The sequence below is a fragment of the Pseudomonas sp. G1002 genome, assembly GCF_013385455.1.
GTDB lineage: Bacteria > Pseudomonadota > Gammaproteobacteria > Pseudomonadales > Pseudomonadaceae > Aquipseudomonas.
On the sequence record NZ_JACAPY010000024.1, the window covers coordinates 84,605 to 100,436 of the forward strand.

17 protein-coding genes are annotated in these 15,832 nt (G+C 62.2%); all 17 read right to left on the reverse strand.

What is annotated here, in order from left to right:
* Positions 1-32: 32 nt before the first annotated feature.
* The 17 genes from HX801_RS12710 to fabD all read right to left on the reverse strand — a co-directional run bounded on the left by HX801_RS12710 (position 33) and on the right by fabD (position 15,766).
* Positions 33-953, reverse strand: a complete 921-nt coding sequence (locus tag HX801_RS12710) for a PfkB family carbohydrate kinase (RefSeq protein ID WP_177022191.1) — start codon at positions 951-953, stop codon at positions 33-35.
* Positions 946-2,412 (reverse strand): cytosine permease, encoded by a 1,467-nt coding sequence (locus HX801_RS12715; protein WP_008434943.1) that lies wholly within the window; start codon positions 2,410-2,412, stop codon positions 946-948. Before HX801_RS12715 ends, HX801_RS12710 begins: the two co-directional genes overlap by 8 nt.
* Before the next feature lie 198 nt (positions 2,413-2,610).
* Positions 2,611-3,612 carry an ADP-ribosylglycohydrolase family protein gene (locus tag HX801_RS12720; RefSeq protein ID WP_004371263.1) on the reverse strand — a complete coding sequence of 334 codons (1,002 nt, stop codon included), beginning with the start codon at positions 3,610-3,612 and terminating at the stop codon, positions 2,611-2,613.
* Positions 3,609-4,322, reverse strand: coding sequence for a GntR family transcriptional regulator (locus tag HX801_RS12725; protein WP_080673275.1), 714 nt, complete (start codon positions 4,320-4,322; stop codon positions 3,609-3,611). The genes HX801_RS12720 and HX801_RS12725 overlap by 4 nt, the downstream gene beginning before the upstream one ends.
* A gap of 70 nt (positions 4,323-4,392) precedes the next feature.
* Entirely contained in the window at positions 4,393-4,953 is a 561-nt protein-coding gene (locus HX801_RS12730) for a DUF1285 domain-containing protein (RefSeq protein WP_177022192.1), read from the reverse strand.
* Positions 4,954-4,970: 17 nt separating this feature from the next.
* Complete coding sequence (locus tag HX801_RS12735; RefSeq protein ID WP_177022193.1) at positions 4,971-5,576, reverse strand: DUF4823 domain-containing protein; 606 nt, start codon at positions 5,574-5,576, stop codon at positions 4,971-4,973.
* A gap of 75 nt (positions 5,577-5,651) precedes the next feature.
* Positions 5,652-6,620, reverse strand: a complete 969-nt coding sequence (locus tag HX801_RS12740) for a GTP 3',8-cyclase MoaA (protein WP_004371275.1) — start codon at positions 6,618-6,620, stop codon at positions 5,652-5,654.
* A 139-nt stretch (positions 6,621-6,759) separates the two neighbouring features.
* Complete coding sequence (locus HX801_RS12745; RefSeq protein WP_004371278.1) at positions 6,760-7,413, reverse strand: TetR/AcrR family transcriptional regulator; 654 nt, start codon at positions 7,411-7,413, stop codon at positions 6,760-6,762.
* Positions 7,414-7,851: 438 nt separating this feature from the next.
* Positions 7,852-8,637, reverse strand: a complete 786-nt coding sequence (locus HX801_RS12750; RefSeq protein WP_017475806.1) for a TatD family hydrolase — start codon at positions 8,635-8,637, stop codon at positions 7,852-7,854.
* 63 nt (positions 8,638-8,700) lie between these two features.
* Complete coding sequence (locus HX801_RS12755) at positions 8,701-9,690, reverse strand: DNA polymerase III subunit delta' (protein WP_004371282.1); 990 nt, start codon at positions 9,688-9,690, stop codon at positions 8,701-8,703.
* Entirely contained in the window at positions 9,683-10,315 is a 633-nt protein-coding gene (tmk, locus tag HX801_RS12760) for a dTMP kinase (protein ID WP_008434959.1), read from the reverse strand. The genes HX801_RS12755 and tmk overlap by 8 nt, the downstream gene beginning before the upstream one ends.
* A gap of 19 nt (positions 10,316-10,334) precedes the next feature.
* Positions 10,335-11,453: an endolytic transglycosylase MltG gene (gene mltG / locus HX801_RS12765; RefSeq protein ID WP_177022194.1), complete on the reverse strand. Its 1,119-nt coding sequence runs from the start codon at positions 11,451-11,453 to the stop codon at positions 10,335-10,337.
* A gap of 1 nt (position 11,454) precedes the next feature.
* Positions 11,455-12,270 (reverse strand): aminodeoxychorismate lyase, encoded by an 816-nt coding sequence (pabC, locus tag HX801_RS12770; RefSeq protein WP_177022214.1) that lies wholly within the window; start codon positions 12,268-12,270, stop codon positions 11,455-11,457.
* Positions 12,270-13,514, reverse strand: coding sequence for a beta-ketoacyl-ACP synthase II (gene fabF / locus HX801_RS12775; protein WP_004371291.1), 1,245 nt, complete (start codon positions 13,512-13,514; stop codon positions 12,270-12,272). Before fabF ends, pabC begins: the two co-directional genes overlap by 1 nt.
* Positions 13,515-13,624: 110 nt before the next feature.
* Positions 13,625-13,861 (reverse strand): acyl carrier protein, encoded by a 237-nt coding sequence (acpP, locus tag HX801_RS12780; RefSeq protein ID WP_004371293.1) that lies wholly within the window; start codon positions 13,859-13,861, stop codon positions 13,625-13,627.
* Between the two features lie 192 nt (positions 13,862-14,053).
* On the reverse strand, positions 14,054-14,797 hold the full coding sequence (gene fabG / locus HX801_RS12785; protein ID WP_004371297.1) for a 3-oxoacyl-ACP reductase FabG: 744 nt from the start codon (positions 14,795-14,797) through the stop codon (positions 14,054-14,056).
* 30 nt (positions 14,798-14,827) lie between these two features.
* Positions 14,828-15,766, reverse strand: coding sequence for an ACP S-malonyltransferase (gene fabD, locus HX801_RS12790; RefSeq protein WP_023659248.1), 939 nt, complete (start codon positions 15,764-15,766; stop codon positions 14,828-14,830).
* Positions 15,767-15,832: the final 66 nt, after the last annotated feature.

Here is a 15,832-nt window from a genome sequence, read left to right on the forward strand (position 1 = left end):
GCTCCGTGCTGAATGGCGACTATTCTGCCGAATCAGCCCTCGCTCAACAACGCATCCACTTCAGCCGTGCCCGGTGACGTGGCCGGCCCCCAGCGCGTGACCGCCAAGGCCGCCGCCGCGTTCGCGCGACGTGCCGCGACAGCTGGCGCCAAACCATTGGCCAGGCCAGCGATAAACACCCCGGCGTGAGCATCGCCGGCACCGTTGCTGTCCACCGCCTTGACCTTGAATCCCGGCACATGCTCGGCCTGGCCATTACGGCTGATCCAGCAGCCATTCGGTCCATCGCGCACCACCAGCAAGGTGTCGGCGGGCAAGTGCTCGTTGAGCTTGAGCAATGCCCCCGCCAGATCGCTCGCGCCGGTAAAGGCCAGCGCTTCCGGACCGTTGCTGGTCCAGATATCGATACGCGGCAACAGGGCGACCATCAAGGCCGAGTCCGGTGCCTTCACCAGCGGGCCCGGATCGAACACCACCGTGATCTGGCGCGGCAATTCCAATAGCCAATCGAGCAACGCCTGGGCCTTGCCTTCCAGCAGCAGGCTGTAGCCGCTGACGTACACGTAGTCGTCGTCGCGTGGTACCGCATTGGCCAGGTCTTGCGCCAGCAAGTCACCCTCAGCGCCGATATGGGAAATGAAGGTACGCTCGGTGGTGGCTTCGGTCAGGGACACACACAGGCCGGTGTCCTTGTCGTCGCTGGCGGCCAAGGCCATTTCAATGCCCTCGGCCTGCATCGCCGCGCGCGCCAGGTCGCCGAAGCGGCCGGTGCCATGGCGGCCCAGGTAGACCACCGGCAAGCCATTGCGTCGGGCCGCGGCCATCACGTTGAAGCCACCGCCGGCTTCGAAGCTGGCGGAGTTGGCCAATACATCGCCGCCGGTGGCGGGCAATGTGTCGAGGGACATGACCAGGTCGACGATGACCTGGCCGCTGTGCAGCAATCTAGACATTAGCGCTCTCTACCAAAGCCGGACGACGATCAGCCGCGCCACCCAGTACCGCATAAATCCCGCCGGCCACCAGGAAGGTGACGATCCAGCCCAGGCCGTTGTGGCCCAGCCACGAATCGGACAGCGGACCGGCGAACCAGATGTTCTCGGCCGTGGTGCCGATGGTGGTGAAGCTGAAGCCCAGCACGATCGCAATCGCCCAGGCGCCGAACGCACGCCATTCAACTCCGCCACGGTACCAGTAGGCGCTGCTTGGCGTTACGTCCAGCAGGTCTTTGGGGCTGTAGTAGTGGCGATGAATCAGGTCGACGACAAAGATCCCGACCCAGGCGGTGATCGGTACCGCCAGCAGCGAGATGAAGGTGATGAACGGGCCGTAGAAACTGTCGGCGATCAGCATGAAGTAGATCGAACCGGCGAAGATCGCGACGATGTCGACGATCACCGCGTGTACGCGCTTGACCTTCAAACCGAGGGTCAAGGTAGTGAGGCCCGCCGAGTACACCGACAGGTTATTCGACAGCAACAGCCCGCCAAACGCGGTGATCAGGTACGGCACCGCCATCCAGGTCGGCAGCATGTCGCGAATCGCGATGATCGGGTCAGTGGCCGACGCCAGGTCGTTGTTGCCCACCGACAGCAAACCGCCGAGGGTGATCAACAGCACCAGCGGAATCCCCGCACCGAATGCCGCGGAGGCCACCAGGCGCACGGCCTTGACGCTGCGGTGCTGGTAGCGCGACATGTCGGCACCGGCGTTGGCCCAGCCGATACCGGTACCGGCGGCCATGGTGCCGACGCCGATGATCATCGCGCTCAACGGCGCAGGCGTGGCGTTGAATACCGCGCTCCAGTCGATGGTGGCGCAGAGGAAGCCGCCCACCAGGATATTCAGTGCGCCGAACACGTAGGTGGCCCACTTCTGGATCACCAGCAAGGTGGCATGGCCCAGGCCCGACACGGCGAGGGTCAGCAGCACGAAGATGCCGATGAACAGCAGGGTCAGTACCGGAGCGCTTTTGGCGGCAACCGGCGAATTGAACAGGATCGAGCACAACGACAACAGCACGAACGCAGCCGTAGTGGTGTTGACGGTTTCCCAGCCGAGGCGCGACATCAGCGACACCAGCGTCGGGCCGATATTGCCGCGTACGCCAAAGATCGCCCGGGACAGGGTCAGGCTCGGTGCACGGCCACGACGGCCGGCGATGGAGATGATGCCCACCACCGCAAACGAGCCGGCGGCGCCGAGGATCGCCACGATGATTGCCTGCCAGATCGCCAGGCCGCGAAACGCTACGAGGGTCGCGCCCAGGGGCAAGCCGAGGATGCTGATGTTGGCCGCAAACCAGACCCAGAACAGTTGCAGCGGATGGCCGTTGCACTCGCCTTCCGGGACCGGCTCGATGCCGCGTGTTTCCAATTGCCCGGCGCTTTGGCCGGAAGAGGACGTACTCATGGTGGGGTGCTCCTGATGCCTGTTTTTTTGTGGTTGTGGCAGGTTGGCAAGTTGAATCTGTGTTTCGGTCTTCCTGACTCGACTGGATCAATGTGGGAGCTGGCTTGCCTGCGATAGCGTGGTGTCAGTCGATGATTCACCAACTGATCGACCGCTATCGCAGGCAAGCCAGCTCCCACATGTTTCGATCTGCGGTGCTCAGCGCAGCTCGAGCAGGCCTTGGACCAAGGGTTCCAGGTCCAGGCGGTTAACCTGCTTGACCTGTTCGATCATCGCCTCAGGCCAGCACTGCATCCCCAGGCACGCACCGAGCATCGCGCCGAGAATCGCGGCGATGGTGTCGGTGTCGCCGCCGAGGCTGGCGGCCATGCACAGGGCTTCGATGGCGTTCATTTCACCCACCGCGACTTGCTGCGCGAGGGCAAACGACACCACCACCGATTCCTGGGACGCCACGGAGGTGCCGATCAATTCGTAAAGCAGGTCGGTAAACAGCGCCTTGTCGCCGCTGTCGACGCTCAAGGTGCGCGCCCAACTGATGCGGGTGGCGATGCGCCCGCCGGCAATCCAGTGGCCGTGGTTTTCCGCCTGCTGGGCGATCTGCGTGCCGATGTTCAGCGCTTCGCCCAGATCGACGCCGTTGATCCCGGCGGAAACCACCGCCGCCACCGCCGCCGCGCTGGAGATGCCCAGGTTGGTGTTATGGGTGACCTGGCACGCCTGGATCACCGCCTGGATAAACTGCGCCGGGTCGTTGACGTCCGCCGCGATGCCCACCGGGGTGATACGCATGGCGGCGCCGTTGGTGGTGCCGTAGCGCCCGGACTCTTCCGGGGTATGGCCCGCCAGGATCATGTCGATCGCACGCTTGGTCGAGGGGCCCAGCAAATCCTGGGAGCCCTTGGCGCGCATCACCGCTTCCCAGTCGATCAAACGTTGGGCGAGTTCGGTGGGTTCAATCCTGCCCTGCCCGTCCACCAGCAACTGGCCGACGAGGATCGCCTGTTCGGTGTCATCGGTGATCGAGCCCTTGGGCATGTTCGGCGCGATCGGCTGATCGGCGTCGGCATCTTCCAGGCCGGTGATCGCGCCGAAACGCGCCTTGACCTGCTCGCGGCTCAGGGACTGGGTGGGCATGCCCAACGCATCGCCCAGGGCCAGGCCGTAGAAGGCGCCGAGGGCGCGGGTGGTGGCGGTCATGTCGGTGTTCCAAATTGAAGGTGCAAGCGGAAATGCAGAGGGTCGAGCAAGCTTTCGACGGACTCCATGAAGCGGTCCTGGCGGTCGTAGGTGGTGCGCAGGGCCTTGAGGAACACCGTGCCCACCGGGCGCCCCAGGAGCTGGGCGTCTTCTTCGTTCAGAGGCTCGGCACCGATCCATTGGTTGCCGGTGGCGCCGACATAGCCATAGGCCGCCAGGGTGATGGTCAGGGAATTATCGATCAAGCCGACTTGCGGCAGGCTTTCGAGGCCACCCGAGGCCGGCATCAGCGAGCGCTCCAGGGACACGAACGTGCCGTCGGCAGCGCGACGGCGGCGGTCGAGGGCGATGAATTGGTCGCTGCCGTGACGGCTGAGCAGGTCCGGGCGGGTGACGGCTTCCAGGCGCAGGATTTCGGAGGTCACCACCGCGCCGGTGTCGGCCAGGGCTTGGGCCCAGCCGCTGCGCTGGTCGAGCACCATGCCGTCGAAGGTGACGATGGAGCCGACACCGCTTTGGGTGGCGATGTAGCTGCGGCGCTTGAGTTCGGCCAGGGCTTCACGCAGGGTGCCGCGGCTGACGGAAAACTCTTCGGCCAGTTGGTGCTCGCCCGGCAGCAGGACACCGTCAGCCATCACTCCACCCTCGATACGGCGGATCAGCTCGTCGACGACGCGTTTTTTCTTATCAAATCGGACATGTCTAATCATGTACAAATTGATAACCGAAAGCGCCCGGCTACAGCAAGCGAATTATTTCAGGGAGAGCGAGAAATCAGCCTCAGGGCTCCAGGCCGATGGGGAAAAATACCCCGCCGCTCCAGACGCCAAGCCAGTTCTTACCGTTGATCGGACGGGTCACCGCCAGCTCCACCAGCTGGTAGAACGCATTGCGGTGAACCAGGGCTTCGAGGTTGGTGCGCACCCGCAGGTATGGCGAGGGTTCCTGGGTGTCCGGGTCGATCACCACCCGCAGCGGATGCTCGGTACCGGCCTCGACCTGCTCATCCACGTTGGTGGTAAAGCGCAGGACCTGGCTTTCGCCCTGCCCTTCGACTTCCAGGGTCACGGCGACGAAGGGCGCGTCATCGACCTTGATCCCGACCTTTTCCACCGGGGTGATCAGGAAATAATCATCGCCATCGCGGCGGATGATAGTGGAGAACAGCTTGACCATCGGCTTGCGGCCAATCGGCGTGCCCATGTAGAACCAGGTGCCGTCGCGGGCGATGCGCATGTCGATATCGCCGCAAAACGCCGGGTTCCACAGATGCACCGGTGCGGGCCCCTTGCCCTTGGGCAATTGCGCCAACAGGTCATTGGCCTTGGCCGAATCGGTCATGCTGCTCTCCTTGTGTCTTACTGATCGCTCATGCCCAACAGGCTGCGCGCGTAGTGCGCCAGGGGCTTGCCGATCAGGTCATCAGGCTTGTTGTCGTGGAACGTCAGTAAACCGCCACGGCTGTGAATCCGCACAGTATCAATCAAATACTGGGTGCTGGTCTCAATCAACATGACCTGAATGGTGCCGGTGTCGATACCCAGGCGATCCACCGCCTCCTGGTCAGACCATTCATCGGCGTTGCCGATACGGTCATCCGCCTGGGCGAAGCGGCAGTACAGCAGGTAATGCGCACCCGCCGCGCGGGCTTCCGACATCGCCTGCTCGAGGCCTTCCGGCTTGCGGGCGCGGCGGACCATCGGGAAATATTCGACAAAGCCGTTGAAGGCTTCCTCGGCCACCACGTTAGGCCGTGGATAAGCACTGCCCGGCGGGGTGAAGGCGCCCTGGGCGATGAAGACGAAGGAGTCCGGCTGTATGCGGACCGAATTGACGCGGCGAGTATCGCTGTGGTCCAGCAGCCCGGCATCGCTCATCTGATAGCGCGTGCCTTCGGCCATATCACTGACGGTCATGCAGCCACCCAGCGCGAGTGACGCCAGCATCAAAACCAGACTACGCATCCTAATTCTCCAAAGGCCGGTGACGGAAAACCGGCGAATGGGCACGAGATGCAGATTTTGCGCCAGCTTGCGAGACTAGCCGCCGATGATCTTCATGATGGTGGCGCCGCCGGAGAAGGCCACTTCCTGCTTGTCACCCAAGGCCTTGACCAACAAGCGCTGCAAGGCCGGCAGGGCCTGGTGGCGGGGTTTGTCCAGCAGGTCGCCGACGTAGTGGCGGTTGCTCGACGACAGGCAGCCATGCAGCCAGCCGGTGGACGACAGGCGCAAACGCGAACAGGTCCGGCAGAACGGCACGCTTTCGTTGGCGATGACACCGAAGAAACCTTTGCCGGGCACTTCGTAGCGCACGGCAGTGGCGTCCACCGGGGCGTTGGCTTGCAGGTATTCGTACTGTTCGCCGATCAGGCTGAGCAATTGCTGAAGGCTGACGAATTGCTGCAGGAACGCGTTGGAATCGTTGGCGAGGTGGCCCATGCGCATCAATTCGATAAAGCGCAACTCGTAGCCACGCTCCAGGCAGTAGTCGAGCAGCGGCATCACCTGGTCGAGGTTCTGGCCGCGCAGCGGCACCATGTTGACCTTGATCTTGATTCCGGCGGCGCTCGCCTGGTCCATGCCATCGAGCACGGTGGCCAGGTCGCCACCGCGAGCGATGCTGCGGAAGGCGTCGGCGTCCAGGGTGTCGAGGGACACGTTGATCCGGCGAATCCCGGCGTCCACCAGCAGCGGCAGTTTGCGCGCCAGCAGTTGGCCGTTGGTGGTCAGGCTGATATCACTGAGCCCCATCTGCCCCACCGCGCCCATGAAGGCTTCCAGCTTGGGGCTGACCAACGGTTCACCGCCGGTAATCCGCAGGCGCTCGATGCCGGCGGCCTCGATCAGGTACTCGACACCCCGCGCCATCGCCTCGGCCGACAGTTCGTCCTGCGCAGCCACCAGCCGCTTGCCGTTGGGCACGCAGTAGGTACAGGCGTAATTGCAGGCTGAGGTCAGGCTGATCCGCAAATTGCGGAATCGCCTGCCTTGACGATCAACGATCATGGATCACTCCGGCAGAGGATAATTCGGGCGCACTAAAACCTGACTGAAAAATCAAGTTTTAGCAAGGTCCTTGCCTGAGTATATTCCTGGGTTACTGCGCTGGGCAGGAAATCATATCGCCATCACGCTGGCGAATGATTCAAGTGGCCGGCGTTTCGGCGTTCGGCAAATCAGTGCTGTGCTTGCGCTTGTTGCCCATGCGCACGCCGATGTCCATCAGGAACTGGAAGAAACCTTCCTGGTCTTCCAGCACATTGCTCCAGAACGGCGAGTGGTACAACGCCACGGCGCCGTGCACCAACGCCCAGGCGGCGCAGTAGTGGAAATACGGTGGCACGTCTTCGAGCTTGCCTTCGCTGATACGGCCCTTGATCAGCAGGGTCAGGCGTTCGAAGTTCGAGGCACGGATCTTGTGCAGCTCCTCGACCATTTCCGGCACCTGATGGCCCTTCACCACTTTTTCTTCCAGGCGATCAAACAAGCGGTAGCGCTGCGGGTCACGCATGCGGAACTCGAAGTAGGCGCGGGACAGCGCTTCCTTGTCCTTGTCGACATCGGCCGAGTGCAGCAGCTCGTTCAGGTCGCGCTCGTAGTCGAGCATCAGGCGCAGGTAGATCTCGGCCTTGGACTTGAAGTGCTTGTAGATGGTGCCTTTGCCGATACCCACGGCATCCGCAATCATCTCGACGGTGACGCTGTCTTCACCCTGGTCGAGGAACAGCTTGAGTGCGGTGTCGAGAATTTCCTGCTCGCGGCGGCGAAACTCACGGACCTTGCGGGGTTCTTTGTGCATAAGAAAAAGGTCTGCAGAGATGGATATTGGAAGGGCGTTCGCTCCCCAAGCCGTGCTTGTCGGAACGTTTTACCCGGTGCGCGGGATTATCCCGACTGAACGGTCGTTGGGCAACGCCTATATGAACAACCTTTGCACTTAACTTACAGCACGCCAACGAATGTGCCGATTCGAGTCAGAAATAAAACAGGTGATTGGCGCGTGTGCATCGCATCCAATGAGAACTCAACCGAAGCGGGCGTATTCCAAATCTGTTTAAAAAACGATCAGATGTGGCTGGACTGAATCGGATACTGATCAATACTTGAAATGTCGGCGTGGCATCTCCCCCAAGTGACGCGTCGACCTGGGTACCGACGGACTGCGTACCCTTGTTTTACTCCTAATGGTCTTAGCCCGGATTCACCCCCCAGAACCCGGGTTTTTTTTGCCTGCGATTCAGTGGCCGACGTGGGCCAGCGGGAACAGGCGCTTGAAGTTCTCGGTGGTCTGCTCGGCAAAGCGCTCGTAGGACTCGCCCCGCAGCATCGCCAGGTAATCCGCCACATCCCGTACATATTCCGGCAGGTTGGGTTTGCCGCGATGAGGAATTGGCGCCAGGTACGGCGAATCGGTTTCCACCAGCAGGCGGTCTGCCGGGACCTGGCGTGCAACATCGCGCAGGGCATCGGCGTTGCGGAAGGTCACGATGCCCGACAAGGAAATGTAGAAACCAAGGTCCAGCGCGGCCTTGGCCATGTCCCAGTCTTCAGTGAAGCAATGCAGCACACCAGCCTGGGGCAGCGCGGCTTCGCGCAGCAGGGTCAGGGTGTCGGCACGGGCGCCACGGGTGTGGACGATCACCGGCTTGCCAGTCTGCTGGGCGGCTTGCAGGTGCAGACGGAACGACGCCTGCTGCAACTCGGCAGCTTCCGGTTCGTAGTGGTAATCCAGGCCGGTCTCACCGATGGCCACCACGCGCGGGTGATTGAGTTCGCCGAGCAGCCAGTCGAGGGCCGGGGCTTCGCCGGGCTTGAGGTCCAGCGGGTGAATGCCCACCGAGCAGTCGACGTCGGCATAACGATCGGCCAGGGCTTTGACGTCGGCGGCGTTTTCCGCGCTGACGCCGATGCACAGGAAGTGCCCTACCCCGCGCTGGCGCGCAGCTTCAAGGGCGGCGTCGAGGGAGCCGCCGTGCTGGGCCAGGTCGAGGCGATCAAGGTGGCAATGGGAATCTACGAGCATAGGGATCTACAACTTGAGTCACGGAAAGTGTCTGGCCAACGATACACCCGTCGGCCACTGAAATTAACGGCGGCCGAGCAAACCGACCCACTGCACCAGCAAGGCCTCAAGCAACAGCACGCGATTGAGGTTGGCCTTGCCGAGGACCTTCTGGCGTTGGGCGAGGATCCAGTCCTGGATGTTCAGCACCTTGTCCTGGGCGCTCTTCTGCGCCAGGTATTGCACGACTTTGCGCATGTCCGGCAGCCCAAGGCCGTTTTCGTCCTGGGTCAGCTGGTAGCGCAGGATCAGGCTCGACCAGTCGCAAAACCAGTCGAACAGCAGCAGCAAGGGAATGTCTTTCCAGGCGCTTTCGGCCAGTTGCGTGGCCGACACTTCCTGCTTGAGCAGTTTCTTCACCCCGTCCACCACCAGCGCACGCTGTTCACGCACGCCCTGGGCCTGGAGCTTGACCGCCGCCAGAGGCGAACCGGCCGCCAGGGTCAGCAACTCGACGCGCTCCGCCTCGCCGCAGTCCGGCAACGCCTGGGCCAGCCACTGCAGGCTCATGGCTTCGCTCGGCAACGGGCATGCCTGCTGCACGCAGCGGCTGCGAATGGTCGGCAGCAGGCGGCTGGACTGGTGGCTGACCAGCAGCAGCACGGTATCGCCGGACGGTTCTTCCAGGCTCTTGAGCAAGGCATTGGCGGCGTTGATGTTCATCGACTCCACCGGTTCGATCAGCACCACCTTGCGCCCGCCCATCTGCGCGGTCTGCACCACGAAGCTGACCAGATCACGCACCTGGTCGACCTTGATCGCCTTGTCGGCCTCTTCCGGTTCCAGCAGATAGTTGTCCGGGTGGCTGCCGGCCTTGAGCAGCATGCAGGATTTACATTCGCCGCAGGCTTCCAGGCCGTTGGGCCGCTGGCACAACAAGCTTGCCATCAGCCGCTCGGCCAGGGCGCGCTTGCCGATGCCCACCGGGCCGTGGAGCAGGTAGGCGTGGGCGTGCTGGGCACGGCCCGCCAGTTGCTGCCAGAGGCTGTCCTGCCATGGATAGGCTTCAGCCACGGACACGCTCCACAAGCTTCGGCAACAGGGCGTCAATGCACTGCTGAACCTGAGTCAACGGTTGTGCGGCGTCCAACAGGTAGTAACGAGCGGGGTCGGCTTCGGCGCGCTTGAGAAACGCGCCGCGCACAGCTTCAAAAAAGACTCGGGTTTCCAGTTCGAAACGATCGAGGCGACCCCGGGCGGTGGCACGGGCCATGCCGACTTCCACCGGGAGATCGAACACCAGGGTCAGGTCGGGCCGCAAATCGCCCTGGACGAAGGTCTCCAAGGCCGCAATGCGCTCCAGGGACAAGCCACGACCGCCGCCCTGATAGGCATAGGTGGAATCGGTAAACCGGTCACAAATCACCACGGCGCCCCGGGCCAGTGCCGGGCGAATGACTTCGGCCAGGTGCTGGGCGCGGGCGGCGAACACCAGCAACAGCTCGGTGTCGGGGTTCATCTGTTCGTCGCCCGGGGTCAGCAGCACTTCACGGATACGCTCGGCCAGTGGCGTGCCGCCAGGCTCACGGGTCAGCAGCACCTCGATACCTTCGGCGCGCAGGCGCTCGGCCAGGTATTCACGGTTGGTGCTCTTGCCGGCGCCTTCCGGGCCTTCCAGGGTAATAAACAAGCCAGTCACAGGCAGTCCTTAGTCAGAGTCATTGCGGGCTTTGCGGCGCGGCGTCATCGGGTGCCGGAGCCGGCTCGGCGGGCGTATCCAGCGGCGCGTCCGCAGGCTTTACCGCCGGCGCCGGGCTGGAACGGTAATCGGCGCGACGCTTCATCTGGAACTCACGCACTGCTGCGTTATGCGCATCCAGGTTATCCGAGAAAATATGGCTGCCATCGCCTCGGGCAACGAAATACAGGCTGCTGCCCGCCACCGGGTTCAGCGCAGCATGAATCGCCTCCCGCCCGACCATGGCGATCGGCGTCGGCGGCAGGCCGGCGATCACGTAGGTGTTGTAGGGCGTGGCTTCCTTGAGGTGTGCGCGGGTCAGCTTGCCGGTGTAGCGCTCACCGAGGCCGTAGATCACCGTCGGGTCGGTTTGCAGCAGCATGCCGATCTGCATGCGCCGCACGAATACCCCGGCGATCTGGCCGCGCTCTTCCGGCACGCCGGTTTCTTTCTCCACCAGCGAGGCCATGATCAGCGCTTGATAGGGGTCGGTGTACGGCGCATCGGCCGCGCGCTTGCTCCACTCCTGGGCGAGGACATCGTCCAGACGGTTGTAGGATTTTTTCAGCAGTTCGACGTCGCTCATGCCGCGCACGAAGCGGTAGGTGTCCGGGAAGAAGCGCCCTTCAGGGAATACGCCCGGGTGGCCGAGTTTTTCCATCACCTCGCTGTCACTCAGGCCGGACAGGGTCTGCTCGATCTTTTCATGCTTGGCCAGGGCCGCGCGCACCTGGCGGAAGTTCCAGCCTTCCACCAGCGTAATGCTGTACTGCACCACTTCGCCACGCTGCCACAGGCCGATCAGGCCCTCGGCGGTGAGGCCCGGGGTCATGCGGTATTCGCCGCTGTGCAGCGGCTGGCCGTCGAGGTTGAAGCGCCAGTAGAGACGCAACCAGAACGCATCCTTGAGCACGCCGTCGTTTTCCAGGCGATTGAAGGTGCCGGTGGGCGTCGCGCCGGCCGGTACGTCCAGCAATTGCTCCTGGGTCAGATTCAGGGGCTGCTCAAGGGCCGAGTTCAGCTTCCAGGCCGAAGCGCCCAGCAGCAAACCCGCCAGGACCAGACCGATCTCCAGCAACAATACAAATTTACGTCTCAAATCAAATATCCAATAGTGCGCGAACAATGCCCTGCAGTTTACGGGTGAGCGGCCCAACCGGCCAGCTCATCGCAGCACATCCGCGCACCGGCCAAATGCCATATACGCTGTTGCACACCAAGACTTCATCGGCCTGTTGCAGCTGCTCAAGGCTGATATCGGCCACGCTCGTCGGGATGCCCAACGCCTGCGCCTGGGCCAACAGCTCGGCCCGCATGACGCCGGCGACGCCACAGCGATTCAGATCAGCGGTCAGCAACACGCCGTTACGCACCAGAAACAGGTTGCTGAAGACGCCTTCGATGACTCGACCGGACATATCCAGCATCAAACCTTCGGCGTGTTCGGCATCCTGCCACTCGGCGCGGGCGAACACCTGTTCCAGTCGATTGAGATGCTTGAGGCCGGCGAGCAACGGTTGCTCGGACAAACGCGTGGTACACGCAAACAGGCGGATGCCTGACGCTGCATGTTCCGGGGGATAAGTGGCAGGTGGACTGCCTTGCAGAATGCGCCGCGCCGGAGCGCCAGCACTGATGCCATAACCGCGCTGGCTGTCGCCACGGGTCAGGATCAACTTGAGTACACCGTCACCGAGGGCGGCGGCGTAGGACAGCAATTCGCTGCGGATCAGGGGTTGATCCGCAACAATCGCCAGCCGCCTGCAACCTTCTTCAAGGCGCTGCAGGTGGCGGTCAAGCAGCACGGGCTGCCCGGCCTTGACGGCAATGGTCTCGAACAGCCCATCACCGTATGCCAGGCCACGGTCTTTCAGGGGCACTGCGCCCGCCGGCTGACCGTCGACCCAGCTCTCCATCACTCGGCGAACCGGCGGAACACCAGGGAACCGTTGGTACCACCAAAACCGAACGAGTTGGACAGCACCACGTCGATCGGCATCTTCTGCGGCTCGTGAGGCACGAAGTTCAGGTCGCAGCCCTCATCCGGTTCATCGAGGTTGATGGTCGGCGGAGCGACCTGATCCTTGATGGCCAGCACGCTGAAGATTGCCTCGACCGCGCCCGCCGCACCCAACAGGTGCCCGGTCATGGACTTGGTGGAACTGACCGCCAGCTTGTAGGCATGCTCGCCGAACACCGACTTGATGGCCTCGGCTTCCGCCAGGTCGCCGGTCGGGGTCGAAGTGCCATGGGCATTGATGTACTGCACCTGGTCAACGTTGACCTTGGCATCACGCAACGCATTGGTGATGCAGCGTGCAGCACCCGCGCCGTCCGACGGAGGCGAGGTCATGTGGTACGCATCACCGCTCATGCCGAAACCAATCAGCTCGGCGTAGATGGTGGCGCCACGGGCCTTCGCGTGCTCCAGCTCTTCGAGTACCAGCGCACCGGCACCGTCGGCCAGAACAAAACCGTCACGGCCCTTGTCCCACGGACGGCTGGCACGGGTCGGCTCGTCATTGCGGGTCGACAACGCACGGGACGCGCCGAAGCCGCCCATGCCCAAACCGCAGGCAGCCATCTCGGCACCGCCGGCGATCATCACGTCGGCCTCGTCATAGGCGATATTGCGCGCCGCCATGCCGATGCAGTGAGTGCCCGTGGTGCACGCCGTGGAAATGGCGTAGTTAGGCCCCTGGGCACCCAAGTGGATGGACAGGAAACCGGAAATCATGTTGATGATCGAGCCAGGCACGAAGAACGGTGAAATTCTGCGAGGGCCGGACTCATGCAGGGTGCGGCTGGTTTCTTCGATATTGGTCAGACCGCCAATACCCGAACCCATGGCCACGCCGATGCGCTCACGGTTGGCGTCGGTGACTTCCAGGCCGGCATTACGCACCGCCTGAAATCCGGCTGCCAGGCCGTATTGAATGAACAGGTCGAGTTTGCGGGACTCTTTGACCGAGAGATATTCCTCGACATTGAAGTCCTTTACCGAGCCGCCAAAACGGGTGGAATAGGCAGAAAGGTCCGTGTGTTCGATCAGACCAATACCACTGCGGCCAGCCAGAATGCCCTGCCAACTGCTCGGCACATCCGTACCCAGTGGCGACAACATACCCATACCGGTGACTACGACGCGTCTACGCGACACAGCACTCTCCTTTTTCTAATGACGACACTTTGCATCAGGCTTAAAGGAAAAAACCGCACGCCATAGGGCAGTGCGGTTTTTCCATCACAGCAAGCGACGATTACAAACTATTACGCCTGGTGGCTAGTAACGTAGTCGATAGCAGCTTGAACGGTAGTGATTTTTTCAGCTTCTTCGTCCGGGATTTCGGTCTCGAATTCCTCTTCCAGAGCCATCACCAGCTCAACGGTGTCAAGGGAGTCGGCACCCAGGTCTTCAACGAAGGAAGCGCTGTTGGTCACTTCTTCTTCTTTAACGCCCAGTTGCTCGGCAACGATTTTCTTGACGCGCTCTTCGATGGTGCTCATACCTTGTTTTCACTCCTAATGGACAAATTCAGGCAGCTGGCCAGTGGGTAAGTGTATAGAAAGACTTTTCAGCTTTTCAACTGAAAGCTTCACCCTCGTACCCTATTGGCCATCTGCCTATAAATAGATTGCAGCTTTATAACGGATTTTAGACAGCTCGTATGACATTTTTTTGAAGCGATCCGTCACAATTTAACTCATGTACATCCCGCCGTTCACCGGGATTGTAGCCCCAGTCACGTATGCCGCACCGTCGGATGCCAAGAAAGCGACCACATTCGCGATCTCTTGGGCCTGGCCCAGACGGCCCAGCGGAATCTGCGTCAGCAACGCTTCACGCTGCGCTTCAGGCAATTCGCGGGTCATATCGGTGTCGATGAACCCTGGGGCCACCGAGTTGACCGTAATCGACCGCGAGCCTACTTCACGCGCCAATGCACGGCTGAAACCTTCCAGACCGGCCTTGGCGGCTGCGTAGTTTACTTGGCCTGCGTTGCCCATGGCACCCACAACAGAGCCAATATTGATAATTCGACCCCAACGAGCCTTGGTCATGCCGCGCAAAACACCCTTGGACAGGCGAAACAGACTGTTCAGGTTGGTATCAACGACGTCATGCCACTCGTCGTCTTTCATACGCATCATCAGGTTATCGCGGGTAATACCGGCATTGTTCACCAGAATAGCCGGTGCACCGAATTGCGCCGTGATTTCAGCCAATACGGCCGCCACGGACTCATCGCTGGTCACGTTAAGCTCAAGACCGGTGCCCTGGACGCCGTTTTCCTTCAGCGTCGCGGCAATACGTTCAGCGCCGGCGGCGGAGGTTGCGGTACCGATGACCACAGCGCCCAGACGGCCCAGCTCCAGGGCGATCGCCTGGCCAATGCCACGGCTTGCGCCGGTGACCAGTGCAACTTTACCTTGCAGACTCATGCAGGCTTCTCCTAGGTTCGGAAATTAACGTCAGGCCAGGGCTGCGCGAGCGGCAGCGAAGGCATCCGGGGTATTGAGGTTGGAAGTCGACACGCCTTCGGCGCAACGCTTGTTCAGGCCGGCGAGGACTTTGCCCGGGCCGCACTCTACCAATTGGGTGGCGCCGTTGGCGGCCAGGGTCTGCACCGACTCAACCCAGCGAACCGGCTTGTACAGCTGTTCCAGCAGATCGCGCTTGAGGGTTTCCAGGTCAGAGGCCACGGCGGCACTGACGTTCTGCACCAACGGAATCTGCGGCGCCTGCCAGTTGATCGCAGCGATCGACTCGGCGAAACGCTCGGCAGCCGGGCGCATCAGTTCGCAGTGGGACGGCACGCTGACCGGCAACGGCAACGCACGCTTGGCGCCACGGGCCTTGCAGCCTTCGATGGCGCGCTCTACCGCCGCCTTGGCGCCGGCGATCACCACCTGGCCAGGGGAGTTGAAGTTCACGGCGCTGACCACTTCGCCCTGGGCCGCTTCGGCGCAGGCGGCAATCACGTCAGCATCTTCCAGGCCGAGAATGGCAGCCATGCCGCCCTGCCCGGCAGGAACCGCTTCCTGCATCAACTGGCCACGACGCTCCACCAGCTTGACCGCTTCACCGAGGGTCAGGCTGCCAGCGGCCACCAGGGCGCTGTATTCGCCCAGGCTATGACCGGCAACGTAGGCCGGACGTGCGCCGCCTTCAGCCAGCCACAGACGCCACAGGGCGATGGAGGCGGTGAGGATGGCGGGTTGGGTCTTGTCGGTTTGATTGAGCAGCTCTTCCGGCCCTTGCTGGGTCAGTGCCCACAGGTCGTAACCCAAGGCATCGGAGGCTTCCTTGAAAGTGTCCAGGACCAACTGATGTTCCGCGCCCAGCTCGGCCAACATGCCGAGGGACTGCGAACCCTGCCCTGGAAAGACGAATGCGAGGGATGTAGACATGTAACAAGCCCCTAATGATCTGGTCGTCGGAAATTGGCGCCCCACACGTGGGAGCGCAAGAAACTG

Bases quoted from the DNA above. Each gene is read 5' to 3' on its own strand.
- HX801_RS12745 (WP_004371278.1), bottom strand. From the start codon at position 7,413: ATGCACAAAGAACCCCGCAAGGTCCGTGAGTTTCGCCGCCGCGAGCAG.
- acpP (WP_004371293.1), bottom strand. From the start codon at position 13,861: ATGAGCACCATCGAAGAGCGCGTCAAGAAAATCGTTGCCGAGCAACTG.
- HX801_RS12715 (WP_008434943.1), bottom strand. From the start codon at position 2,412: ATGAGTACGTCCTCTTCCGGCCAAAGCGCCGGGCAATTGGAAACACGC.
- HX801_RS12710 (WP_177022191.1), bottom strand. From the start codon at position 953: ATGTCTAGATTGCTGCACAGCGGCCAGGTCATCGTCGACCTGGTCATG.
- fabG (WP_004371297.1), bottom strand. From the start codon at position 14,797: ATGAGTCTGCAAGGTAAAGTTGCACTGGTCACCGGCGCAAGCCGTGGC.
- HX801_RS12725 (WP_080673275.1), bottom strand. From the start codon at position 4,322: ATGATTAGACATGTCCGATTTGATAAGAAAAAACGCGTCGTCGACGAG.
- HX801_RS12730 (WP_177022192.1), bottom strand. From the start codon at position 4,953: ATGACCGATTCGGCCAAGGCCAATGACCTGTTGGCGCAATTGCCCAAG.
- HX801_RS12740 (WP_004371275.1), bottom strand. From the start codon at position 6,620: ATGATCGTTGATCGTCAAGGCAGGCGATTCCGCAATTTGCGGATCAGC.
- HX801_RS12735 (WP_177022193.1), bottom strand. From the start codon at position 5,576: ATGCGTAGTCTGGTTTTGATGCTGGCGTCACTCGCGCTGGGTGGCTGC.
- HX801_RS12720 (WP_004371263.1), bottom strand. From the start codon at position 3,612: ATGACCGCCACCACCCGCGCCCTCGGCGCCTTCTACGGCCTGGCCCTG.
- fabD (WP_023659248.1), bottom strand. From the start codon at position 15,766: ATGTCTACATCCCTCGCATTCGTCTTTCCAGGGCAGGGTTCGCAGTCC.
- pabC (WP_177022214.1), bottom strand. From the start codon at position 12,270: ATGGAGAGCTGGGTCGACGGTCAGCCGGCGGGCGCAGTGCCCCTGAAA.
- HX801_RS12750 (WP_017475806.1), bottom strand. From the start codon at position 8,637: ATGCTCGTAGATTCCCATTGCCACCTTGATCGCCTCGACCTGGCCCAG.